Source organism: Streptomyces sp. NPDC037271 (assembly GCF_055603605.1).
Genome location: NZ_JBVJVN010000001.1, coordinates 606,596 through 628,492, shown reverse-complemented (window position 1 = coordinate 628,492; position 21,897 = coordinate 606,596). Strand labels below are relative to the sequence as shown.

Here is a 21,897-nt window from a genome sequence, read left to right as displayed (position 1 = left end):
CGCAGGAGCAGTGAGATGTCCGAAGCACCAGTGAATCCCGAAGAACTGCGGCGGGTGATCGAGGACCAGCTCCGGCTGTCCCGCCGGCTCAAGGAGCGGCTGGCGGCGGCCGAGGCCCGCGCGCACGCACCCGTGGCCGTGGTCGGCACGGCGATGCGGCTGCCCGGCGGCGTCGACACCCCGCGCGCCTACCGCGACTTCCTGTACGCCGACGACCCGGACTTCCGGGCCCTCGTCCCGATACCCGGGGACCGCCCCTCGCTGCGGGCGGTCCACCACCCCGAGCGCGGCACCGCCGGCCGGTCCTACGTGGACCGGGCCGGGTTCCTCGACGACATCGCCTCCTTCGACGCCGCCTTCTTCGGCATCTCGCAGCGCGAGGCCGAGACGATGGACCCCCAGCAGCGGCTGCTGCTGGAGGTCTCGTGGGAGGCGCTGGAGCGGGCCGGTGTCGCGGCGCGCCGCCAGGACCGGCTGCCGGTCGGCGTGTTCGTCGGTGTGATGGCCTCCGAGTACGGCCGGCGTTTCGTCGGTGACGGCGACTACAGCCGTATCGACCCGTACCACAGCACCGGCAGCGGGCACTGCTTCCTGGCCGGCCGGATCTCCTACGCGCTGGGCCTGTCGGGTCCCGCGCTGAGCATCGACACCGCCTGCTCGTCCGCGCTGGTGGCGGTGCACCAGGCGGTGCGGGGGCTGCGCGACGGCGACTGCCGCTACGCGCTGGCCGGCGGCTCCAACCTGATCCTGGGCGCGGACCTGATGGTGGCGCTGTGCCAGGGCGAGGCCCTGGCGGCCGGCGGCCGGTCGCGCACCTTCCTGGCGGACGCCGACGGTTACGGCCGCGGCGAGGGCGTCGGCATGCTGACGCTGATGCGGCTGGACGACGCCGTCGCGGAGGGCCGCCAGGTGCACGCGGTGATCCGCGGCACCGCCGTCAACCACGACGGGGCGTCCTCCGGGTTCACCGTGCCCAGCGGGCCCGCGCAGCAGGAGGTGGTCCGCGCGGCCCTCGCCGACGCCCGCACCGAGCCGTCCGCCGTCGGCTACGTCGAGGCGCACGGCACCGGCACCGCGCTCGGCGACCCGATCGAGGTCGGTGCCCTGGACGCGGTGGTCGGCACCGGGAGCGGGACGCGTGGGGAGCCGGTCGTGCTCGGCAGCGTGAAGTCCCGCATCGGGCACCTGGAGGCCGCGGCCGGTATCGCCGGGCTGCTGAAGCTGGTCGTCCTGCTGGGCGAGGAGCGCGTCCCGGCGAGCGTGCAGCAGGGCGACGGCCGGCTGAACTCCCTCATCCCCTGGGAGCAGATCGGGGTGGCGGTGCCCCGCGGGCCGGTGCCGTGGCCCGCGCGGGACGGTGCGCGCGTGGCCGGCGTCAGCGCGTTCGGGCTGTCCGGCACGAACGCGCACGCCGTGCTCGCGGCGCCCGCCCCGCGGGCGGCCGGCGGGCCGGCGCCCGAGCCGGGCCACCCGGAGCTGCTGACGCTGTCCGCGAAGGACCCGGCGGCGCTCGCCGAACTGACCGACCGGGTGCGTACCGCGCTCGCCGGACGGGACGCGGCCGGGGTGGCCGCGCTGTGCCACACCCTGCGCGCCGGACGGGTCCACTTCGGGCACCGGCTCGCCGTCGTGGGCACCGGCGCCCGGGAACTGGCCGCTGCCCTCACCGGCGTGCGGCGCGGCGCCACCGTCCCGGCCGTCGACCGGGTCACGTTCAGCTCCTGCCCCGGGTCCGACGAGGTGCTGGAGCGGGCGCTCGCCGTACTGGCCGGCGCCTACCCCCGGCTGGCCGCCACGGCCACGGGTTCCGCGGGCCCCGCGGCCCGGCTCGGCGGTGTCCTGGCCGCGCTGGGCGTGCGGACGTCCGCGGCGCCGGCCCGGGAGACGGCGCACGGACCGGTGGCCTATCTGACGGCCGCCGGGGAGACGCTGCCGCTGGTCGCGGACGACCCGGAGGCCGCTCCCCGGCTGCTGGCCGCCGCCCTGGCCGCGCTCTTCCACTCGGGCGCCGACCTGCGTCTGGAGCTGCTGGCCGCGCCCGGCGCCCGGTTCACCGAGGCGCCCACCTACCCGTTCCAGCGCAAGCGGTTCTGGGTCGAGGAGACCGAGCCGTCCCGGGCGGACGAGGGCGCCGCGGCCGTGGAGACCGCGGCGGCGCCGGGCCCCCGGCCGGTGCCCCGCGATCCGGCGGAGATCAGCGCCTACCTCGCCACCGAACTGGCCGCCGTCCTCAAGGCGGACGGCCTGCTGCCCGCCGAGACACCGTTCTGCGAGGTCGGCGGCGACTCCTTCACCGCGATGCTGCTCACCAAGAGCGTCGAGCAGCGCTACGGGGTGGAACTGCCCACGCTCGACTGCCCGGTGGAGATGCCGGTCGGTGACCTGCTGGCGTACCTGGGCGACCAGGTGAGCGCCGCCACCGGAGGGGACCGATGAACAGCCGCACCCGAGCCTTCCACCGTCCGCGTCCGGTCGACGCGCCCGCCGTCCGGCTGGTCGGCTTCCACCACGCGGGCGGTTCGGCGGCCGTCTACCGGCCGCTGGTCCAGTGCCTGCCGGACGACTGGGACCTGCTGCTGCTCGACCTGCCCGGCCGGGGCCGGCGGGCCGGGCAGCCGGCCCTGGACGACATGACGGAGGTGGTCGCCACCGCCGTCGCGGACGTCCTGCCCTGGGTCGACGGCACCCCGCTCGCCCTGTTCGGGCACAGCATGGGCGCGGTCGTGGCGCTGGAGACGGCACGGTCCCTGGAAGGCCTGGGCAGTGCCCCGGTGTGGACGGGCGTGTCGGGGCGCGTCGCCCCGCACTTCGAACGCCCCGGCGCCGTCCCGCTCAGCACCCTCGACGACGACGCCCTGCTGCGGGTCCTGCTCGGCCTGGGCGGGATGCCGGAACGGGTCACCGAGTCCGCCGACTTCGTCGACCGGTTCCTGCGCACCGTGCGCGCCGACCTGACCGCGGTCGACAACTACCGTCCGGCCGCGACCCGTTCGCCGATGAGATCACCGCTGAGCGTGTTCGGCGGCACGCAGGACGCCTGGGCTCCCCCGGCGGCCATGCACCTGTGGCGGCGGGAGACCTCCTCCCGCTTCGCCCAGAAGTTCTTCCCCGGCGGCCACTTCTACTTCCTGAACGACCGCTTCCCCGCCCTCACCGACCAGCTGGTCCGGCAGATCGGAACCTGCCGGCACGACTCCACGCCCCAGGTGGCGTAGGAAGAGGAGAGCACGATGCGTTGGGACAACGTGTACGTCGCCGGACTCGGCGCCCACCTGCCCGAGCGGGTGGAGACCGCCGACGAGGCGGTCGCCGCGGGCCGCTACGACGCCGAGGAGGCCCGGGCCAACGGCATCCGCGCGGTGCGCGTGGCCGGCCCGGACGAGCCGGCCCCGGTGATGGCCGCGGCCGCCGGCCGGCAGGCGGTGACCCGGGCCGGGCTGCCCGCCGACCGCTACGGGATGGTGCTGCACGCCTGCGTCGGCCACCAGGGCCAGGACTTCTGGACCCCGGTCAACTACGTGCAGAGCGAGGCGGTCGGCGGCACCGGCCTGACCGTCGAGGTCCGCCAGGGCTCCAACGGGGGCCTGGCCGCCGTGGAACTCGCCGCCTCCCACCTCGCCGCGCGCGGCACCCCGCAGGCCGCGCTGGTGACCACCGGCGACGCCTTCCGCATGCCGTACTTCGACCGCTGGGCAAGCGACAGCCAGTCGGTGTACGGCGACGGGGCCGGCGCGATGGTCCTGTCCAACCGGGGCGGGTTCGCCCGGCTGCGCTCCACCGCCAGCTGCTCCGACTCCTCGCTGGAGCCCATCTACCGCGGGACGACCGGCTGGACCGACGGCCCCTTCCACGACGGCGGGCCGGTCGACCTGCGCAGCCGCAAGAGCGACTACCTGCTCCGGGAGGAGGGCGGCTACGACCGGGTCATCCAGCGGATGACGGAGAACGCCTCCCAGGTCCTGCGGGAGGCGCTCGACGACGCCGACGCGAAGCTGCCGGACGCCCGGTTCTTCGTGCACTCCAACATCGCCGAGACCATCGTGGAGTTCTCGTTCCACTCCGTGCTCGGCGTCGACCCGGACACCACCGTGTACGACTGGGGCCGCGACCTCGGGCACATGGGCGCCGGCGACCAGCTCATCGGCATCAACCACGTCGCCGAGACCCGCGGTCCCCGGCCCGGCGACCTGCTGGTCACGATGGGGGTCGGCGTGGGCTTCATGTGGACCGTCGCCGTCCTGGAGTTCCTGGAGACGCCCCGGTGGTGAACGGGCGTCACTGGTTCCACAGGAGCCGGAGCGTCGCGTTGACCAGGTAGAGACCCGCGAAGCCCGCCGCCCAGCCCGGCCTCCCCGAGGCGGCCAGGGCGGCGGCACCGGCGCCGAACCACAGCACCTCCAGGGCGACCCGCCCGCCCCCGTGCAGCGGGTACGGCGCCTTGGGGGAGCCGAACAGCGCCCACACCGCGATCAGCGCGACCGGCGCGCCGATCCCCAGGGCCAGCTTGACCGGCCATTTGTCGCTGGCGGTGAATCCCCACAACGAGGCCGCGGCGTACACCGCGAGTTCCAGCAGGAACATCAGCAGCATGTTGAGGGCCTTCAGGGACGAGAGCATGACGGACTCCTGTTTCGGCATGGGGGTGGGTCGGACGTCGTGGGGGTGCGGGTGCGGGCGGAGGCTCACACGGTGAGGTCGCTGCGGACGGTGAAGCGGTCCAGCTCGGGGTCGGAGACGAGGATCGCCCGCTGCAGTTCCTGGAGCCGCGGCGACGGCGTCACCCCCAGCTCCTCGACCAGGCACTCGCGCAGTGCGGTGAAGGCCTCCAGCGCCCGCCACTGCTGACCGGACCGGTAGAGGGCGATCATGTACTGCGCGCGCAGGTTCTCGTGCATCGGATGCCGCGCGGTGAGCACCGCCAGTTCGCTCAGCAGCGCCTGGTGCCGGCCCAGGGACAGGTCGGCCTCGACCCGCGCCTCGACGGCCATCAGCCGGTTCTCCTCCAGGCGGGTGACCTCCACGCTCAGCCGCATCCCGGTGTACACGTCGACCAGTGCCCGGCCGCGCCACACCGCGAGCGCCGAGCGCAGCAGCCGCGACGCGGTCGCCCGGTCCCCGAGGTCCATCGCCCGCCGCCCCGCCGCGGTCATCCGCTCGAAGGCGTGGACGTCCGTCTCCTCGGGCGTGATGTCCAGCAGGTAACCGCCGTACCGGGTGGTCAGCACGTCCTTGGCACTGCGCGGCCCGTCCGCGGGCAGGGCGGCCGCGAGCCGCTTGCGCAGCTGCAGGATGTACGTCTGCAGCGTCGTCTGGGCGCTGCGCGGTGGCTCGGTTCCCCACAGCTCCTCCATCAGGCTGGCCACGGGAACCACCTGGCCGGCCTGGAGTGCCAGCAGTGCCAGTACCTGACGCGGCTTTCCCGCGGTCGGCAGCAGCGCGACCCCGTTCTCCGTCGCCTCGAAAGAACCCAGGATCTTGATGTCCATGTCGGACGCCTCCCCCACTCACCGGGCCGCATTGATGACTTCATGGTCGTCCACCACGGGGGTCGGGCGGCAGTGCGAGGATCACCGGCCCGCTGTGAAACCCCACCTGCCCGAAGCGTGAAAAACGCATGCGCCCCGCCGGAGGACCGCACGTGCTGCGGCGGGCGGGTGCAGGCCCGTACGAGCGGGGCTCAAGCGGCGACGGCCAGCCTGGGCCACGGGCGGGGTGACCGTGCGATCGGTGCCGCGCACCGGTACCCCACCGAACGCGGCGAAGTGAGGAGAGAGCATTGACCACGGTATCCAGCCCGGCCCCACCCGAAACCCGTCCGTCCCCGCTGGCGGCGCTGCGCACGCTGCGCCGGGAAGGACAGCTCGCCGCCCGTTACCCGCGGATCGCGCCCCTGCTCGCGGAGCTGGCCGGCACCGGCGCGGAGACGGACCTGCGGCGGGCGGGCTCGGTCCTCGCCCAGCTGGACCGCGCCCAGGTCCTGGCGGCCTGGCCGGAGACGGAGACCGCGGTGATCGCCGTCACCGGGCACTCCACCCTGGGCGGCCTGGGCGACCCGCTGGCCGCCGAGTTCGGCCGGCACGGCGTGCTGACCGAGACCCGGCCGAGCGACTTCGACGCCTACCAGCGCGATCTGCGGGACACCGGCAGCCCGTTGTACGCCGCCGACGTCGATCTCGCCCTGTGCGTGCTCGACCCGCAGGTCCTGCTGGACGAGCTGGGTTCGCCCTGGCAGGCGGAGGACCTCGAGCGGGCGGTGCGGCGCAAGCTCGCCGAGATCGAGCGGCTGGCCGGCACCTTCACCGCGCACTCCTCGGCGGACCTGGTCCTCAACACGGTGCCGCTGCCGCGCACGGTCACCCACCAGCTCGTCGACCAGGAGTCGCGGGCCCGGGCGGGGCTGGCCTGGCGGGACTTCAACAGCGGCCTGCTGCGGCTGTCGCTGGCCGACCCGCGCGTCCACGTCGTCGACCTCGACCCGCTCGTCGCCGCCGGGACCCCGCTCAACGACGCCCGCATGGCGGCGTACGCGAAGGCCGCCCTCGGCGACGACCTGCTGGCCCGGTACGCCCGCGAGGTCGCCCACCTGTCCCGGATGCTGCGCGGCCGGACCAAGAAGGTGCTCGTCGTCGACGCCGACAACACCCTGTGGGACGGCGTCCTCGGCGACGACGGCCCGGACGGGATCGCCGCGGCGACCACCTTCCGCGGCGAGGCGTTCGGCACCTTCCAGCGTCTGGTGCGGCAGCTGGGGTCGCAGGGCGTCCTCCTCGCCGTCAGCAGCAAGAACGACCACGACGACCTCGTCCGGGTCGTCCGCGAGCACCCCGACATGGTGCTGCGGGAGGACGACTTCGCCCGGATCAACGCCAACTGGCGGCCCAAGGACGCCAATCTCGAGGACATCGCCCGCCGGCTCAACGTGGGCGTGGACAGTCTCGTGTTCGTCGACGACTCGCCCTTCGAGTGCGGGCTCGTCACCGCCGGGCTGCCGCAGGTCGCCGTGGTCCGGCTGGACGACGAACCGGCGCTGCACGTCGAGAAGCTGCTCGCCGACGGCTGGTTCGACACCGCACGGCTCACCGCGGAGGACCGGGCCCGCGCGGCCCGGTACCGCACCGAGTCGGTCCGTGCCGACCTGCTGGAGAGCGCCGGCTCGCAGGAGGAGTACCTGAGCCGGCTGGGGGTGCGGGTCGCCCTCGCGGAGGCCGTCCCCGGCGACGCGGACCGGATCGCCCAGCTGTCCCTGCGCACCAACCAGTTCAACCTGACCACGGTCCGGCTGCGGGCCGCCGACGTCACCGAGCGGCTCACCGACCCCGCCCACCTGGTCCTGGTGATCCGCTCGGCCGACGTCTTCGGCGACAACGGCGTCGTCGGCGCGGTCCTCGCCCGGCGCGACGGCGACACGCTCCGCGTCGACAACATGCTGCTGTCCTGCCGGGTGTTCGCCCGGGGCATCGAGCAGGCCGCCGCCGCCGCGCTGCTCGCCCATGCCCGGGCGACGGGCGCCACGCAGGTCACCGCCGCCTACCGGCCGACCGGGAAGAACCGGAACGTCCGTGGGTTCTGGCCCTCCCTGGGCTTCACCACCCTCTCCGTCGCGGACGACGAAGTCCGCTTCCGGCACGGCCTGCGGGACCTTCCCGCCGTGCCCTCGCACATCAGCCTCGACTGCGCCCTGGAAGGGGCCCACCGATGACCAAAGAGGAATTCATCCACCTCGTCCGCGACGAACTCGACCTGCCACTCGGTTTCGACGACCTCGACGCCGACTTCGACCGCGTCGTCAGCTGGGACTCGATGCACATGGTCCGCCTCGTCGCCGCCGTCGAGCAGCAGACCGGCAGCCGGGTCCCGGTCGGCAGGCTGCTCGCCGACCGCAGTATGTCCGCCATCTACGAACGCATCAGCGAAGCCGCCTGAGCCGGGAGGAACACACCGTCATGAGCATCGACGCGTACGACACGCAGCGCACCGAACCCGCGCCCGTGTCCACCGTCCCCGGGCCTGCCCCGGACACCGGCGCGAGCCCGGGCCCGGCCGTCAGGCGCGGCCTGGTCCTCTTCCTGGTGGCCACCGCCCAGCTGATCTGCGTCCTGGACTCCACGATCGCCAACGTGATGCTGCCGGAGCTGCGCGCGGACCTCGGTCTGAGCACCTCCGGCCTGCAGTGGGTCATGAACATCTACGTGGTGCTGTTCGGCGGGCTGATGCTGCTCGGCGGCCGGCTCACCGACGTGTTCGCCCGGCGCTCCGTCCTGGTGGCCGGCCTGCTGCTGTTCACGGCCGGCTCGCTGCTGGCGGCCGTCGCGGAGAGCGGCGGCATGCTGCTGACCGGGCGCGGGCTGCAGGGCGTGGGCGCCGCCGCGCTGTCCCCCGCCGCCCTGTCCATCCTCGTCACCACCTACCCGGAGCCCAAGGAGCGGGCCAAGGCGCTCGGCGTCTGGGGCACCGTGATGGGCGTGGGCGCCAGCCTCGGCACCCTCCTGGGCGGGGCGATCACCGACGTGGACTGGCGACTGGCGTTCCTGATCAACATCCCGATCGGAGCGGCCCTGCTGATCGCCTGCTTCCTCTGGATCCCGCGCAGCGCCCCGGCCGGACCCCGGCCGCCGGCGGACGTCGTGGGAGCGGTGACCGGCACCCTGGGCCTGCTGGCCCTCGTCTACGGCATCGTCCGCGCGGGCCACGACGGCTGGAGCGACTCGGTGGCCCTCGTGTCGCTGGGCGCGGCGGCCGTGCTGCTCACCGTGTTCGTACGGGTGGAGGGCACGGCCAAGGCGCCGCTGCTGCCGCTGCCGCTGCTGCGCCGCAAGTCCGTCACCTCGGGCACGCTCGCCCAGCTGATCTCGGCCGGCCTGATGCTGCCGTCCTTCTTCATGCTGCCCCAGTACATGCAGGAGGTCCTGGGCTACAGCCCCCTGGAGGTCGGCCTCGCCTACATCCCGACCTGCCTCGCCATGCTCGGCGTCTCCGGCGCCGTCCCGGTACTGATCGCCAAGTACGGCCCCCGGGTCCCGTACATCCTGGGCAACGTGCTGCTGGCCGGCGTGCTGGTCCTGATGGTCAACGCGCCGACCGAGACGACGTACTGGTCGCTGCTCCTGCCCGTCACCGCCCTGCTCGGCGTCGGGCTGGTCCTGTGCCTGATGACGGCGCCCGTCGTGGGCACGCGGGACGCGACGGAGCAGGACGCGGGCACCACGTCCGCGGTGCTCAACGCGTCCACCGAGATCGGCGGCGCGCTCGCCCTCGCCGTGACGGCCACGGTCGTCGGCTCGCGCCTGGCGGAGCTCACCGCGGACGGCGTGGACGCGGCCACCGCGTTCACCGAGTCGATCCAGCGCGGCTTCCTGGTGCTGTTCGTGTGGATCGCCGTGAACGTGGCGGTGGGCCTGCTCGGCTTCGGTGGCCGCCCGCAGGCCGCGGACGAGCAGAAGACGTCCTGACACCGGCGTCCGGGCGGGCGGACCCCCCGACCGCCCGCCCGGACGCACCCCCTCTTCCCCGCGATCCGCGCCGCTCCCCCGCTCCCTCCGCCCCCCGCGCGCCGGAAACCGCATCCCGGCCGGCCGTCGGACGGCGTCCGGCACTGCGGGGCACCACGTCCGCGCAGGGCGGGGCGCCACGTCCGGGCAGCGCCCGGCGCCGCCCGCCACGGACTCCGCGACGCCGCGCCTCACTTCGGGCGACTCGCTTCCCGCGACCCGCGACCTCGCTTCCCGTGACCCGCAACCTCGCTACGCACGAACCGCGACCTCGCTTCCCGCTTGCCGCTTCTCGCTTCCCGCTTGCCGCGCCACCGAGCCCCTTCGGGCGCACCCCGCAGACACGTCGCGCTCTCCCCAGCCCGGCCTCTCCGGCCGTGCCGACCGGGCACCCCACCGCCCGGCCCCGGGAAGGCGCGCCCTCACCACCCGCACCGCGCGTCACGCCCGTACCGCCACCACACGGCACCCGCACCACACGGCACCCGCGCCGCACCCCGCACGCCTCGACCGCACCCCGACCCACCCGGCCCCGCCCCACCCCCGCACGCCCCGAGCCCACTCCAGCCGGAACCGCAACCCACAGGAACCGCCGCCGCACGAACACACCCTGGGAGGCAGCCAGATGTTCGAACAGCGCACCCGACCGGCCTCGGCCCCGGCGACCACCGCCCCCGACACGCCCGTCGCCCTCCTCCTGGGAGCCTCCGGCACCTCCGACGGGCCGGGCGGCACCGCCGCCGTCTCCGCCCTGCTGGAGGCCTGGGCCTGCGGCATCGCCACCCACGTCGTGGACCAGGCGTCCCGGCTCGCCACCCGCGACCGCGCGACGACGCAACTCGCCGACCTCTCCTCCGGACTCGACGTCACCCGCCCCGACCTGTGCGCCGCCTGGGCCCGCGAGCAGACGGACCGGGGTCGGCGGTTCGACGTCGTCCTCGGTCTGCGCCCCGAGGTGCAGGAGGCGGCCGCGGTGACCGCGGAGGCCCTGGGCCTGCCCGGCAACCGGCCCGACGTGGTGCGCCGGGTGCAGGACCCCGGCGCCTGCCGGGCCGCGCTGGCCGCGGAGGGCTTCCTGGTGGAGGCCACGCCGGAGCCGGAGCCGGTACGCGGAACGCTGGCCGCGGTGGGGGTGTTCGCCGCCGGACGGCCCCAGGTCGTCCTCGTCGCCTCCGTCCCGCCGGACGGACCGGTGCGCACGGCCGAGCTGACCGGGCCGGCCTGGGCGGCGGTCGCCGGCGAGGCGTCCACCGCGGTGCGCCGGCTGGGCCTGGAGTTCGGCGTCTTCCGGGTGGATCTGCGGCCGACCGGACGCGGGCACGTCCTGAGCGCCGTACGCACGACGCTCGGCGACGACGGCGTGCACGCCCTGCTCGGCACGGCATCGCCCTGGCTGGAGCCCTTCGGCGCCGTGTACGACGACGCCCTGGGCCGTGCCCTGCCCCTGCCGTCCCCGGCCCGGCCGCGCACGGCGGCACCCACCCGGGTCCGCCCCGCCGTCGCGCCCGTCCTGGGACTCGCCGGGGACCCCGACGACGCCCGCGAGGAACCGCACCTGTGCCGTGGCATCGACTGAACCGGAACCGACCGGAAACCGGAGAAACCGCATGACAACCGAGCTGGTCCAGTTGCTGACGCCCGAGGGCACCCGGGTGACCGACCCGGTCTGGGACCCCTACGTCGCCGATGTCACCCCGGACGGCCTGCGCGGCCTGTACCGGGACCTGGTCCGGGCCCGCCGCGTGGACGCGGAGGGCGTGACGTTGCAGCGCCAGGGCGAGCTGGGCCTGTGGCCCTCGCTGCTCGGCCAGGAGGCCGCCCAGGTCGGCTCGGCACACGCCCTGGCCGACGGCGACCACGTCTTCCCCAGCTACCGGGAGCACGGCGTCGCCCTCTGCCGCTCCCTCGACCCGCTGAGGCTGCTGGCGATGTTCCGCGGCGTGAACAACGGCGGCTGGGACCCGGCCGACCACGACTTCCACCTCTACACCCTGGTCATCGGGTCGCAGGCGCTGCACGCCACCGGCTACGCGATGGGCGTGGCCAAGGACGGCGCGGACTCCGCCGTGATGGTGTACTTCGGTGACGGCGCGACGAGCCAGGGCGACGTGAGCGAGGCGTTCAACTTCGCCGCCGTCTACAACGCGCCGGTGGTGTTCTTCTGCCAGAACAACCAGTGGGCGATCTCCGAGTCCAACGAGAAGCAGACCCGCGTGCCGCTCCACCAGCGTGCCCAGGGTTTCGGCTTCCCGGGCGTGCGCGTCGACGGCAACGACGTCCTGGCCTGTCTCGCGGTGACCCGCTGGGCGCTGGAGCGGGCGCGGCGCGGTGAGGGCCCGGCGCTGATCGAGGCGTACACGTACCGCATGGGCGCCCACACCACCTCGGACGACCCCTCCCGCTACCGGCACGAGGCGGAGGTGCGGGAGTGGGCCGAGAAGGACCCGATCAGCCGCCTCCGGGACCACCTCACCGGCTCGGGACTGGCGGACGACGTCTTCCTGAGGTCGGTGGACCGCGCGTGCGACGCCGTGACCGCCGGCCTGCGCGCGGCGGTCCGCTCGATGCCGGACCCGGACCGGTTCGCCGTCTTCGAGAACGTGTACGCGGACGGGCACGCGCTCGTCGACGAGGAGCGTGCCCGGTTCGCCGCCTACCAGGCGTCGTTCGCTGAGGCCGAGGGGGTCTGAGATGGCTGCGGAATCCGTGACCGGTAAGAAGATGGCGCTGGCCAAGGCGATCAACGAGTCGCTGCGCCGGGCGCTGGAGTCGGACCCCAAGGTCCTGATCATGGGTGAGGACGTCGGCAAGCTCGGTGGTGTCTTCCGGGTGACCGACGGTCTGCAGAAGGACTTCGGCGAGGACCGGGTCATCGACACGCCGCTGGCCGAGTCCGGCATCGTGGGCACCGCCATCGGTCTGGCCCTGCGCGGCTACCGGCCGGTGGTGGAGATCCAGTTCGACGGGTTCGTCTTCCCGGCCTACGACCAGATCGTCACGCAGCTGGCGAAGATGCACGCCCGTTCGCTGGGCAAGGTCAAGATGCCGGTCGTCATCCGTATCCCCTACGGCGGCGGGATCGGCGCGGTCGAGCACCACTCCGAGTCCCCGGAGGCGCTGTTCGCGCACGTGGCGGGCCTGAAGGTGGTCTCGCCGTCGAATCCGGCGGACGCGTACTGGATGATGCAGCAGGCCATCCAGAGCGACGACCCGGTGATCTACTTCGAGCCGAAGCGGCGGTACTGGGACAAGGGCGAGGTCGACGCCGAGGCCATCCCGGGCCCGCTGCACACCGCGCGGGTGGTCCGCGAGGGCTCCGACCTGACGCTGGCCGCGTACGGCCCGATGGTGAAGCTGTGCCAGGAGGTCGCCGACGCGGCGGCCGAGGAGGGCCGCTCGCTGGAGGTGGTGGACCTGCGGTCGATCTCCCCGGTCGACTTCGACACGGTCCAGGCGTCGGTGGAGAAGACCCGCCGGCTGGTCGTGGTCCACGAGGCGCCGGTGTTCCTGGGCTCGGGCGCGGAGATCGCGGCCCGGATCACGGAACGCTGCTTCTACCACCTGGAGGCCCCGGTGCTGAGGGTCGGCGGCTATCACGCGCCGTATCCGCCGGCGCGTCTGGAGGAGGAGTACCTGCCCGACCTGGACCGGGTGCTGGATGCCGTCGACCGCTCGCTGGCGTACTGAGGAGAGGGTCGTGACGACGATGACCGAAGGGTCCGTACGCGAGTTCAGGATGCCCGACGTGGGCGAGGGACTCACCGAGGCCGAGATCCTCAAGTGGTACGTCCAGCCCGGTGACACCGTCACCGACGGGCAGGTGGTGTGCGAGGTCGAGACGGCGAAGGCCGCCGTCGAGCTCCCCATCCCCTACGACGGCGTGGTCCGCGAGCTCCACTTCCCCGAGGGCACCACCGTCGACGTGGGCACCTCGATCATCGCGGTCGCCGACGGCGGCACGGCGGCCGGCCACGCAGCGGCCGGCGAGCCGGCGGAGAGGCAGCCGGAAGGCCGCCGGCCGGTCCTGGTCGGGTACGGGGTCTCCGCCTCCGCGACCCGCCGCCGCCCCCGCAAGGGCGCGGACGCGCCTCCCGGGCCGAACGGCCACGACCCGGCCGGCGGCGCACGCCCGCTGGCGAAGCCCCCGGTGCGCAAGCTGGCCAAGGACCTCGGCGTCGACCTGGCCACGGTCACCCCGACCGGCCCGGACGGCGTCATCACGCGCGAGGACGTGCACGCGGCGGCGGTGCCGCACCACACGGCATCTGAGACGACACCCGGCACGGCACCCGACACGACGCGCGACACGACACCCGACACCACACGCCACACGGCGTACGACACGGCGCGTGAGACGCGTGTCCCGGTCAAGGGCGTGCGCAGGGCGACGGCGGCGGCGATGGTCGGTTCGGCGTTCACGGCACCGCACGTCACCGAGTTCGTGACGGTCGACGTGACGCGCACCATGAGGCTGGTCGAGGAGCTGAAGCAGGACAAGGAGTTCACCGGCCTGCGGGTGAACCCGCTCCTGCTGATCGCCAAGGCCCTGCTGGTCGCCGTCAAGCGCCACCCGGACATCAACGCCTCCTGGGACGAGGCGGCGCAGGAGATCGTGGTCAAGCACTACGTCAACCTGGGCATCGCCGCCGCGACCCCGCGCGGCCTGATCGTCCCGAACATCAAGGACGCCCACACCAGGACACTGCCGCAGCTGGCCGAGTCCCTGGGCGAGCTGGTCTCGACGGCCCGGGAGGGCAAGACCTCCCCGGCCGCCATGCGGGGCGGCACGGTGACCATCACCAACGTCGGCGTCTTCGGCGTCGACACCGGCACACCGATCCTCAACCCCGGCGAGTCCGCGATCCTCGCGATCGGCGCGATCAGACTCCAGCCCTGGGTCCACAAGGGCAAGGTCAAGCCGCGCCAGGTGACCACCCTCGCCCTCAGCTTCGACCACCGTCTCGTCGACGGCGAACTCGGCTCCAAGGCCCTCGCCGACGTCGCCGCGATCCTCGAACAGCCGAAGCGGTTGATCAGCTGGGCGTAGACACGGCAGCGGATACGGCGGACACAGCCGCGCGACATACCTCGCCCCCGCGGCGGGCCGGGTCACCGACCCGGGTTCCTTCCGCGAGGGCGAGGAGACACCTACCTGCTGGACACCGAGCTCACGGGCTCTGCCGGAACCTCAGAACTGCAGGGCCCAGGCGTCGATCCGCCCCGAGTCCCATGAGGCGTTGTCGCTGACCCGCAGCTTCCACGTGCCGTTCGCGGTCTCCGAGGAGGCGTTCACGGTGTACGTGGTGTCGATGTCGTTCGCGCTGCCGCCGGTGCCGTACGACTTCAGCGTGTACGCCGTGCCGTCCGGGGCGACCAGCTGGACCTGGAGGTCCCCGATGTAGCTGTGGACGATGCCCACCTCGACGGCCAGGGAGGACGGCGCGTTGCCCGACACGCCGGAGACGGTCACCGGGGACTCGACGGTCGCGTTGTCCCGGATGGTGTAGTCGCCGGTGTTCTCGAAGCGGTCGCCCGGCGGGGGCGTGGTGCCGCCGTCGCCGACGTTCAGCAGCCGGTTCGGCGAACCGCTGCCCGGGTTCGAGACGACGCCGCCCGTGGCGGCGGACGTCAGCGCGGACGCGACCTGGGCGGGGGTGGCCGAGGGGTTGTCGGCCAGGTAGAGCGCGGCGGCGCCGGCGACGTGCGGGCTCGCCATGGACGTACCGGAGATGGTGTTGGTGGCCGAGTCGCCGGTGCTCCAGGCCGAGGTGATGGACGAGCCGGGCGCGAACAGGTCCAGTACCGAGCCGTAGTTGGAGTAGCTCGCGCGGGCGTCGCTCGACGTGGTGGCGCCGACCGTGATCGCCTCCGTCACCCGGGCCGGGGACTTGGTGGAGGCGTTGGTGGACTCGTTGCCGGCCGCGACGGCGAAGGTGACGCCGGAGGCGATGGCGCCCCGGACGGCGGCGTCCAGGGCGCTGTCGGCGCCGCCGCCCAGCGACATGTTGGCGACGGCCGGCTTGACGGCGTTGCGGGCGACCCAGTCGATACCGGCGACGACCTGCGCGGTGGTGCCGGAACCGGAGTTGTCGAGGACTCGGACGCCGACGACCTTGGCCTGCTTGGCGACGCCGTACGCGCTGCCCGCGACGGTGCCGGCGACGTGGGTGCCGTGGCCGTGGCCGTCCTGGGCGGTGTTGTCGTCGTCGATGGCGTCGTAGCCGTAGGAGGCGCGGCCGCCGAAGTCGTTGTGGGTGATGCGGACGCCGGTGTCGATGACGTACGTCGTCACGCCCTGCCCGGCGCTGTCCGGGTACGTGTACGAGTTGTCCAGCGGGCGGTTCCGCTGGTCGATGCGGTCCAGGCCCCAGGAGGGCGGGTTGGGCTGGGTGCCCGTGACGTGGAAGGTGCGGTCCTGGACGACGGAGGCGACGGCCGGGTCGGCGGCGAGTCGTTTCGCCTCGGTCTCGGAGGCCTCGACCGCGTAGCCGTTGAGGGCCTTGGTGTACGTGCGCTCGATGTCGGCGCCGTGGCGCTCGGCGACCGCGCGGCCCTCGGAGGAACCGGCCTTCGCCTCGTCCGCCTTCAGGGTCACGATGTAGCTGCCGGCGACCGCGTTCGCCGCGTCCAGGTACTGGACGTGGCCCTCCGCGGCGGCCGGGGCGGCGCCCGCGGGGAGCGCGGACACGAGGCCCGCGGCGAGGGCCGCGGTGGCCGCGGCGCTGACGGCGGCCAGTCTTCGCCGGGTGGTGCGGTGAGTGTGCTGACGCAGCACTGCCATGTGAGGGGTCCTCCTCAGTCGGTGGTGCGTGGTGGGGTTCGTGCACGCCGAGCAGGCCGCCCTCGGCCACGCCAATGGATCATGAGCATGTCAATCCAGGGCGACTTTTGTGCGTCAGTCGAAAGATTGAGGCTTCCAGAGGATTTGCACAAGGGCCCTGCACGGATGTGCGGGCCCCTGTGCCGACTGAGCGACCCGCCCGCGGGCCTCGCTCCAGACCCGCCGGCCAACCGTCGGTCAGCCGTCGGTCAGCCGCCGGCCGGTCGCCGGTCGGTCGCCGGTCGGTCGCACCGGCCAGCCGCCGGCGTGCCGCCGCTCAGTCGTCGGTGTGCCGCCGCTCAGTCCCCGAAGGCAGTGGCCCGGGTGCGCTTCTCCCACGCCTCGACGTCCTCGCGGACTTGGTCGAGGTGGCCGAGTACCGCGCTGACACCGTCATCGCCGAGCGGCAGGCGCAGCGGGGTGCGCTCGGCCGCCAGTGCGGCGAGAACGAGCGCCGCCGCCTTGGCGGGGTCGCCGGGCTGGTTGCCGTCGCCGCCGGAGACCAGCCCGCGGGTCTCGCTCACCTTGGCGTACACGCCGCTGTCCGCGCTCATCCCGGCGTTGCCGGCCCCGAACAGGCCGGTGCGGAAGGCCCCCGGCTCGACGATGAGCACCTTGATGCCGAACTCCCGCACCTCGTCCGCGAGCCCCTCGGACATGCCCTCCAGCGCGAACTTCGTGCCGCTGTAGGCAGAGAAACCCGCGAAGGACAGCTGCCCGCCCATGCTGCTCATCTGCACGATCGCACCCGAGCGACGTTCCCGCATGTGCGGCAGCACCGCCCGCGTCAGCGCGGCCGGCCCGAAGACGTGCACGTCGAACAGGGCGCGCAGCTCGTCCTCGCCCGTCTCCTCGAAGGCGCCGACGTGCGTGCGGCCCGCGTTGTTGACGAGTACGTCGACCCTGCCGTGCCGCGCCACCACGTCCCGCACGGCGGCCTCCGCGGCGGCCGTGTCGGCGACGTCGAGGCGCAGCGCCTCCATCCGGCCGGGGTGGGCGTCCACGAGACCGGCGAGCGCCTCGGGGCGCCGTGCCGCACCGACGACCACGTCACCCTCGGCCAGGGCCGCCTCGGCGATCGCCCGCCCGAATCCGCTGCTCGCACCGGTGATCAGCCACACCTTGTCCATGCCGACTCCCTCACGACTCGTAGCTCCGCAATCGCCAACCACCCTGCCCTACAAGCCGGTTGCCCGTCCAAGATTCTCAGTGGCAGCCAATGGCCATGCCGACGGACGCGACCGTCCGAAGCCCTCGTGCGTCTGCGGGTCCGGCACGCGCGGGTCTGGTCAACGGCGCGGTAAAGCAGAGGCGAAGCGTGTCCGACGCTGTCAGGCTGCACGCCATGGACCGCGATCTGATCTCTCGGCTGACACGCGCCGATCACTCCGTCAACAGCCCTCTTGACGACGAGTCGGTGCGCCGGCTGCTCCGTCGAACCGTGGACCGGGGCGGTGAACGCGTACTCGACCTCGGCTGCGGTGAGGCGGCCTGGCTCCTGCGGACTCTGGCCACGCACCCGGACGTGACCGCCGAGGGCGTCGACACCTCGGCTCCGGCCCTGGCCAGGGCCAGGAAGGAGGCGACCGGCCTGGGAGTCGGCGGACGACTCGTACTGCACCACCAGGACGCCGCCGAGTTCGCGTCCCCCCAGCCCTTCGACGCGGTGCTCAGCGTCGGTGCCGCCCATGCCTTCGGCGGTCTCCTGCCCACCCTCGACGCCGCCCGCCGGCACCTCGCCCCCGGCGGCCGCGTCCTGGTCGGCGACGCCTACTGGGAGCGCGAGCCCAGCACCGCGGCCCGCGAGATACTGGGCGAGTACGAGGACCTGGCGACCACCGTGGACCGCGTCGTCGCCCACGGCTGGACCCCTGTCTTCGGGCACATCAGCACACGTCAGGAACTCGACGACTTCGAGTGGTGCTGGACCGGATCCGTGGCGACGTGGGCGCTGGACCACCCCGAGCACCCCGACAGCGCCGAGGCCCTCGAAGTCGCCACCACCCACCGCTCGCAATGGCTGCACGGCTACCGCGACAGCTTCGGCTTCATCACCCTCGTACTCCGCCGGACCTCCGAGTGACCACCGCGGCCGGTCACCGCCCTCACGTCCGACCCCGGGGATCCGACACTCCTGTGCGGCCCTTCCGTGGAGATCGTCAAGGTCTGAGGCCGTGTGACCGCCACACCGGCCCAGCCCGCCACCGCCCCTCATACCCGACGACGGTGACCTGCCGTACGAGCCGCTGTTCCCGAGGGCAGTTTTTCGGCCGTGTGCCAAAGCAGCACGCAGCGCTCAAAGATCGCTGGACAACTGCTCGAACGCGAGTAATCCCGCTCTCCTGCGAGAGGACTGGTTTCTGGTCATGCTGATCATGCGTTCTTGATCTACCTGCTCGGGCATGTCTAGCGTCACCCACATGGGGACCAACGCTTACGACGATCTTCTCGCGGACATCTACGACCAGATGTACCCGGACGCGCTCTCCGGCACGGCCGAGACCGTGGAGTTCGTCTCGACGCTCTGCCCGCCCGGGGGGTCCGTGCTGGAGCTGGGTGTGGGGAACGGACGGCTCGCCGTACCGCTGGCCGGTCGCGGGGTGGACGTGTACGGCATCGACTCCTCGGCCCGTATGCTCGCCGACCTCGCCGTGCGGGACTCCGCCCGTGCCGTGAAGGCCATCGAGGGTGACTTCCTCACGGCCACCACGGGCCGGCGGCACGATGTCGTCCTGATGGCGCTCAACACGTTCTTCTCGCTGCCCGAGCAGGACAAGCAGATCGACTGCCTGCGCGCGATGCGGGAGCATCTCGCCCCCGGCGGGCGGGTGGTCCTGGAGGCCTTCGAGCCCACCCCGTACCACCGGCAGGAGGGCGAGAAGACCACGACCCGCTTCCTCGGTCCGGGCACGGTGATGCTGGAGAGCAGCCACGTGGTCCAGTCGCAGCAGCTCATCGTCCTGATCTTCGCCCTGCTCGCCGACGGCCCGACCCGCACCGCCCACACCGCGCTGCGCTACGCCTGGCCCGCCGAGATCGACGCCATGGCCCGGTGCGCGGGTCTGCGGCTCGTCGAGCGGTACGCGGGCTGGTCGAAGGAGCCCTACGGTCCCGGCAGCCAGCGTCATGTGTCGGTCTACGAGGCGGCGGACGCGGCGTAATGAGCGCCCTGCTGGAACTGGCGGACGTACGGCACGGGTACAGCGGCCGGGCCGTCCTCAACGGGGTGAGCCTGGCCGTCGGCGCGGGTGAGTGCGTCGTCCTGCTCGGTGAGAACGGCTCGGGGAAGTCCACTCTGCTGCGGCTCGCCGCCGGGCAGGAGCTCCCGGAGTCGGGCAGCGTCACTCTGCGCGGCACGGCCGTCTCCGAGGACGACTGGGCCGTACGGGCCACCGTCGCCGCCGTCCTGGACAGCGGGGTGGGCTATCCGGACCTGAGCGTCCGTGAGCATCTGATGCTCGTCGCCCTGGCCCACGGCCTGGGCGACGGGGCGGAGGACGCGGTGGACGAGGTGCTGGCCGAGCACCATCTGACCGAGCGCGCCGACGCGCTGCCACACCAGCTGTCCTCCGGGCAGAACCAGTTGATGGCGCTGGCGCACGCCTTCGTCCGGCCCGCCGAACTGCTCCTGCTCGACGAGCCCGAGCAGCGACTCGACGCGGACGCTCGGGCCCGGCTGGCCGGACGGCTGCGGTCCGCGAAGGAGCGGGGGACAGCGGTGCTCCTGGCCACCCACAACCGGGAGCTGGCGGACGCCGTGGCCGACGCCGAGTACACCGTGTCCGGCGAAGGCCTGCTGGTCGCGGGTGTGTCCGGTGGCTGAGCTGATGACGCGTCCGGTGCGCACCGTGGACGAGGCCGACGCCGCCCAGCACACCGGCGCGGTCCTGGCCCGGCTCCGGATGGTCCGGGCGGGGCGGCGTGAGGAGCGGCGCAAGAGCATCGCCTACACGCTGTACTGCACGGCGCTGCTCGTCGGCATCTGGGGCGTCCCCCTGCTGGTCGCCGCAGCGCAGGCCGGCGCGGACGGCCGGCTGCGGGGACCGGTGGCCGAGCGCGTGCTGTCGGCGCTGCCGACGACCCTGCCCGCCGTGCTGGCCACCGTGGTGCTGATGCTGGCCGGGCGGGCCATGTGGCAGGGGCCGGTGCTGCTGGAGCGGGCAGCGCTGTCGTGGCTGCTGCCGCAGCCCGTGCTGCGCCGCGCCCTGCTGCTGCCCCGTTTCGTCGTGGCGTCGGTGACGACCACGGCGATCGCGACCGCGGTCGGCGCGGTGGCCGGGTTCCTGCTGCACGCCCTCGGGGCGGGCGCCTGGTGGGCCGCGACCGCCGGGGGGGCGATGACGGGCGCGACGGCCGGCTTCGCCGGGACCGCCCTGGCCACCCTGGTCCAGCTGCACAGCGACACCGGGCTGCGGCGCAGGACCTGGATCCGGCGGACGGCGTGGGCGGTGGTGGCGGTCCTCTGGCTGCTCGCCGCCGTCTCACTGGCGGGCGGCTCATGGGCCGGGGAACGGGTCGTGCCCTGGTCGGGGCCGTGGGGCTGGGCCGCGCTGCCGCTGGTGGCGGTGGCGGGCGGGGCCCCCGCGGCAGCCGGGTGGGCCGGGGTCGCCGTGTCGGCCCTGCTGCTGGCTGCCGCGGGCCGGGCGGGAGCCGACGCGGCAGCACGCATCCCGGCCCGGGTGCTGCGCACCCAGGCGGGCACCGCGCTGCGGGTGCAGGCGTCCCTGTACTCCCTGGACCTGCGGCAGGCACGAGCGGCCGTACGAGCCACTCGCTCGCGCACCGTGCGCTCCGCCATGCGTCTGCCGTTCCCGCGACGGGGGTGGCTGCTCGTCCCGTGGCGGGATGCGACCGCGCTGCTGCGCGCACCGGGGCGGCCGGTGTGGGCAGCGATCTGGGCCGCTGCGGCCGTGGCGCTGCTGTGCCTGGACGACACACCGGCCGCGGTGCCGCTGATGGCGCTGCCGGCCGGGTATCTGGCCGCGGCGCAACTGGCGGAACCGGCCCGCCTGGAGACGGACGACGTCCGGCGCTCGGCGCATCTGCCCTGGCCCGCCCGGGTGCTGGCGCTGTGGCACGGGGTGGTGCCCGCGGCGGGGCTGCTGGTGCTGTTCGCCCTGGGCGCGGCGGCGGCCGCCGGGGCCGGCCTGTGGTCGGACCGGCTGCTGGTGCTGCCCGCGCTGGTGCCCGCGCTGGTCGGTGCCGCGCTGGTGAGCGCCTACCGGGGCGTCGTACCGGTGCATCTGATGATCGGTTCGATGACGCCGCTGGGCGACACGGGGCCACTGGCGGCGCTGCTGTGGCAGGCGCGGGGACCGCTGGTGGCGCTGGGCTGCCTGGCGATCGTGGACGGTCCGGTGCGCGGAGCGGAGCCGGGTGCCGCGGGGCTGCTGTGGCCCCTGGTCGTCGGGGCGGGGATGGCCTGGTGGGTGGGGGTGACGGCGCGCAGGACCATGCGGGGCCGGTGAGCCCACCGGGCACGTCGCTCTGCGACCGCCCTGCTCCACGGCCTTCCTGATCCACGGCCTTCTTGCGCTACGGCCTTCTTGCGCTACGGCCTTCTTGCTCCACGGCCTTCTTGCTCCACGG

18 protein-coding genes are annotated in these 21,897 nt (G+C 73.7%); 14 read left to right on the top strand and 4 right to left on the bottom strand.

The genetic code is table 11. The annotated features are described in order from the left end of the window. Nucleotides 1-15 precede the first annotated feature (15 nt). The 3 genes from ACZ7G3_RS03000 to ACZ7G3_RS02990 are packed head-to-tail and all read left to right on the top strand — an operon-like array spanning nt 16 to nt 4,268. Nucleotides 16-2,436 (top strand): beta-ketoacyl synthase N-terminal-like domain-containing protein, encoded by a 2,421-nt coding sequence (locus ACZ7G3_RS03000; RefSeq protein ID WP_470922973.1) that lies wholly within the window; start codon nt 16-18, stop codon nt 2,434-2,436. Beyond that, nucleotides 2,433-3,215 (top strand): thioesterase II family protein, encoded by a 783-nt coding sequence (locus ACZ7G3_RS02995; RefSeq protein WP_426602854.1) that lies wholly within the window; start codon nt 2,433-2,435, stop codon nt 3,213-3,215. The genes ACZ7G3_RS03000 and ACZ7G3_RS02995 overlap by 4 nt, the downstream gene beginning before the upstream one ends. 15 nt (nt 3,216-3,230) lie before the next feature. Further along, nucleotides 3,231-4,268 (top strand): ketoacyl-ACP synthase III family protein, encoded by a 1,038-nt coding sequence (locus ACZ7G3_RS02990; RefSeq protein WP_470922972.1) that lies wholly within the window; start codon nt 3,231-3,233, stop codon nt 4,266-4,268. 7 nt (nt 4,269-4,275) lie between these two features. Here ACZ7G3_RS02990 and ACZ7G3_RS02985 read toward each other — a convergent pair whose 3' ends face one another. Then, nucleotides 4,276-4,617 (bottom strand): YrdB family protein, encoded by a 342-nt coding sequence (locus ACZ7G3_RS02985; protein ID WP_470922971.1) that lies wholly within the window; start codon nt 4,615-4,617, stop codon nt 4,276-4,278. A 65-nt stretch (nt 4,618-4,682) separates the two neighbouring features. Next, nucleotides 4,683-5,486 carry an AfsR/SARP family transcriptional regulator gene (locus ACZ7G3_RS02980; protein WP_426526378.1) on the bottom strand — a complete coding sequence of 268 codons (804 nt, stop codon included), beginning with the start codon at nt 5,484-5,486 and terminating at the stop codon, nt 4,683-4,685. A gap of 290 nt (nt 5,487-5,776) precedes the next feature. On the opposite strand from ACZ7G3_RS02980, the gene ACZ7G3_RS02975 reads away from it, so the two are divergent. From ACZ7G3_RS02975 to ACZ7G3_RS02945, 7 genes are all read left to right on the top strand, one after another. Continuing rightward, a complete protein-coding gene (locus tag ACZ7G3_RS02975) occupies nt 5,777-7,699 on the top strand; it encodes an HAD-IIIC family phosphatase (protein WP_470922970.1) in 1,923 nt (640 codons plus the stop codon). Beyond that, nucleotides 7,696-7,923: a phosphopantetheine-binding protein gene (locus ACZ7G3_RS02970; RefSeq protein WP_470922969.1), complete on the top strand. Its 228-nt coding sequence runs from the start codon at nt 7,696-7,698 to the stop codon at nt 7,921-7,923. The genes ACZ7G3_RS02975 and ACZ7G3_RS02970 overlap by 4 nt, the downstream gene beginning before the upstream one ends. A 20-nt stretch (nt 7,924-7,943) precedes the next feature. Then, nucleotides 7,944-9,449 carry an MFS transporter gene (locus tag ACZ7G3_RS02965; protein ID WP_470922968.1) on the top strand — a complete coding sequence of 502 codons (1,506 nt, stop codon included), beginning with the start codon at nt 7,944-7,946 and terminating at the stop codon, nt 9,447-9,449. A 664-nt stretch (nt 9,450-10,113) separates the two neighbouring features. Then, the gene (locus tag ACZ7G3_RS02960) at nt 10,114-11,064 is read left to right on the top strand and encodes a hypothetical protein (protein WP_470922967.1); all 951 of its coding nucleotides are present in this window, start codon (nt 10,114-10,116) and stop codon (nt 11,062-11,064) included. Further along, entirely contained in the window at nt 11,051-12,178 is a 1,128-nt protein-coding gene (gene pdhA / locus ACZ7G3_RS02955; RefSeq protein ID WP_470922966.1) for a pyruvate dehydrogenase (acetyl-transferring) E1 component subunit alpha, read from the top strand. Before ACZ7G3_RS02960 ends, pdhA begins: the two co-directional genes overlap by 14 nt. Nucleotides 12,179-12,209: 31 nt before the next feature. Further along, nucleotides 12,210-13,175 carry an alpha-ketoacid dehydrogenase subunit beta gene (locus ACZ7G3_RS02950; RefSeq protein ID WP_470923190.1) on the top strand — a complete coding sequence of 322 codons (966 nt, stop codon included), beginning with the start codon at nt 12,210-12,212 and terminating at the stop codon, nt 13,173-13,175. 10 nt (nt 13,176-13,185) lie between these two features. After that, nucleotides 13,186-14,535, top strand: a complete 1,350-nt coding sequence (locus ACZ7G3_RS02945; RefSeq protein WP_470922965.1) for a dihydrolipoamide acetyltransferase family protein — start codon at nt 13,186-13,188, stop codon at nt 14,533-14,535. A gap of 141 nt (nt 14,536-14,676) precedes the next feature. On the opposite strand, the gene ACZ7G3_RS02940 is transcribed toward ACZ7G3_RS02945, so the two are convergent. Continuing rightward, nucleotides 14,677-16,269: a S8 family peptidase gene (locus ACZ7G3_RS02940; protein ID WP_470922964.1), complete on the bottom strand. Its 1,593-nt coding sequence runs from the start codon at nt 16,267-16,269 to the stop codon at nt 14,677-14,679. A 338-nt stretch (nt 16,270-16,607) separates the two neighbouring features. Next, a complete protein-coding gene (locus ACZ7G3_RS02935; RefSeq protein WP_470922963.1) occupies nt 16,608-17,438 on the bottom strand; it encodes an oxidoreductase in 831 nt (276 codons plus the stop codon). 215 nt (nt 17,439-17,653) lie between these two features. On the opposite strand from ACZ7G3_RS02935, the gene ACZ7G3_RS02930 reads away from it, so the two are divergent. The 4 genes from ACZ7G3_RS02930 to ACZ7G3_RS02915 all read left to right on the top strand — a co-directional run bounded on the left by ACZ7G3_RS02930 (nt 17,654) and on the right by ACZ7G3_RS02915 (nt 21,776). After that, nucleotides 17,654-18,391: an SAM-dependent methyltransferase gene (locus ACZ7G3_RS02930; protein ID WP_470923189.1), complete on the top strand. Its 738-nt coding sequence runs from the start codon at nt 17,654-17,656 to the stop codon at nt 18,389-18,391. A 337-nt stretch (nt 18,392-18,728) separates the two neighbouring features. Continuing rightward, the gene (locus ACZ7G3_RS02925) at nt 18,729-19,469 is read left to right on the top strand and encodes a class I SAM-dependent methyltransferase (RefSeq protein WP_470922962.1); all 741 of its coding nucleotides are present in this window, start codon (nt 18,729-18,731) and stop codon (nt 19,467-19,469) included. Next, entirely contained in the window at nt 19,469-20,131 is a 663-nt protein-coding gene (locus tag ACZ7G3_RS02920) for an ABC transporter ATP-binding protein (protein ID WP_470922961.1), read from the top strand. The genes ACZ7G3_RS02925 and ACZ7G3_RS02920 overlap by 1 nt, the downstream gene beginning before the upstream one ends. Beyond that, complete coding sequence (locus ACZ7G3_RS02915) at nt 20,124-21,776, top strand: DUF6297 family protein (RefSeq protein WP_470922960.1); 1,653 nt, start codon at nt 20,124-20,126, stop codon at nt 21,774-21,776. Before ACZ7G3_RS02920 ends, ACZ7G3_RS02915 begins: the two co-directional genes overlap by 8 nt. Nucleotides 21,777-21,897 lie beyond the last annotated feature (121 nt).

Excerpts from the sequence above, each read along its gene's own strand:
- ACZ7G3_RS03000 (WP_470922973.1), top strand. The coding sequence starts at position 16 with ATGTCCGAAGCACCAGTGAATCCCGAAGAACTGCGGCGGGTGATCGAG.
- ACZ7G3_RS02995 (WP_426602854.1), top strand. The coding sequence starts at position 2,433 with ATGAACAGCCGCACCCGAGCCTTCCACCGTCCGCGTCCGGTCGACGCG.
- ACZ7G3_RS02990 (WP_470922972.1), top strand. The coding sequence starts at position 3,231 with ATGCGTTGGGACAACGTGTACGTCGCCGGACTCGGCGCCCACCTGCCC.
- ACZ7G3_RS02985 (WP_470922971.1), bottom strand. The coding sequence starts at position 4,617 with ATGCTCTCGTCCCTGAAGGCCCTCAACATGCTGCTGATGTTCCTGCTG.
- ACZ7G3_RS02980 (WP_426526378.1), bottom strand. The coding sequence starts at position 5,486 with ATGGACATCAAGATCCTGGGTTCTTTCGAGGCGACGGAGAACGGGGTC.
- ACZ7G3_RS02970 (WP_470922969.1), top strand. The coding sequence starts at position 7,696 with ATGACCAAAGAGGAATTCATCCACCTCGTCCGCGACGAACTCGACCTG.
- ACZ7G3_RS02965 (WP_470922968.1), top strand. The coding sequence starts at position 7,944 with ATGAGCATCGACGCGTACGACACGCAGCGCACCGAACCCGCGCCCGTG.
- ACZ7G3_RS02960 (WP_470922967.1), top strand. The coding sequence starts at position 10,114 with ATGTTCGAACAGCGCACCCGACCGGCCTCGGCCCCGGCGACCACCGCC.
- ACZ7G3_RS02950 (WP_470923190.1), top strand. The coding sequence starts at position 12,210 with ATGGCGCTGGCCAAGGCGATCAACGAGTCGCTGCGCCGGGCGCTGGAG.
- ACZ7G3_RS02940 (WP_470922964.1), bottom strand. The coding sequence starts at position 16,269 with ATGGCAGTGCTGCGTCAGCACACTCACCGCACCACCCGGCGAAGACTG.
- ACZ7G3_RS02935 (WP_470922963.1), bottom strand. The coding sequence starts at position 17,438 with ATGGACAAGGTGTGGCTGATCACCGGTGCGAGCAGCGGATTCGGGCGG.
- ACZ7G3_RS02930 (WP_470923189.1), top strand. The coding sequence starts at position 17,654 with ATGGACCGCGATCTGATCTCTCGGCTGACACGCGCCGATCACTCCGTC.
- ACZ7G3_RS02925 (WP_470922962.1), top strand. The coding sequence starts at position 18,729 with ATGGGGACCAACGCTTACGACGATCTTCTCGCGGACATCTACGACCAG.
- ACZ7G3_RS02920 (WP_470922961.1), top strand. The coding sequence starts at position 19,469 with ATGAGCGCCCTGCTGGAACTGGCGGACGTACGGCACGGGTACAGCGGC.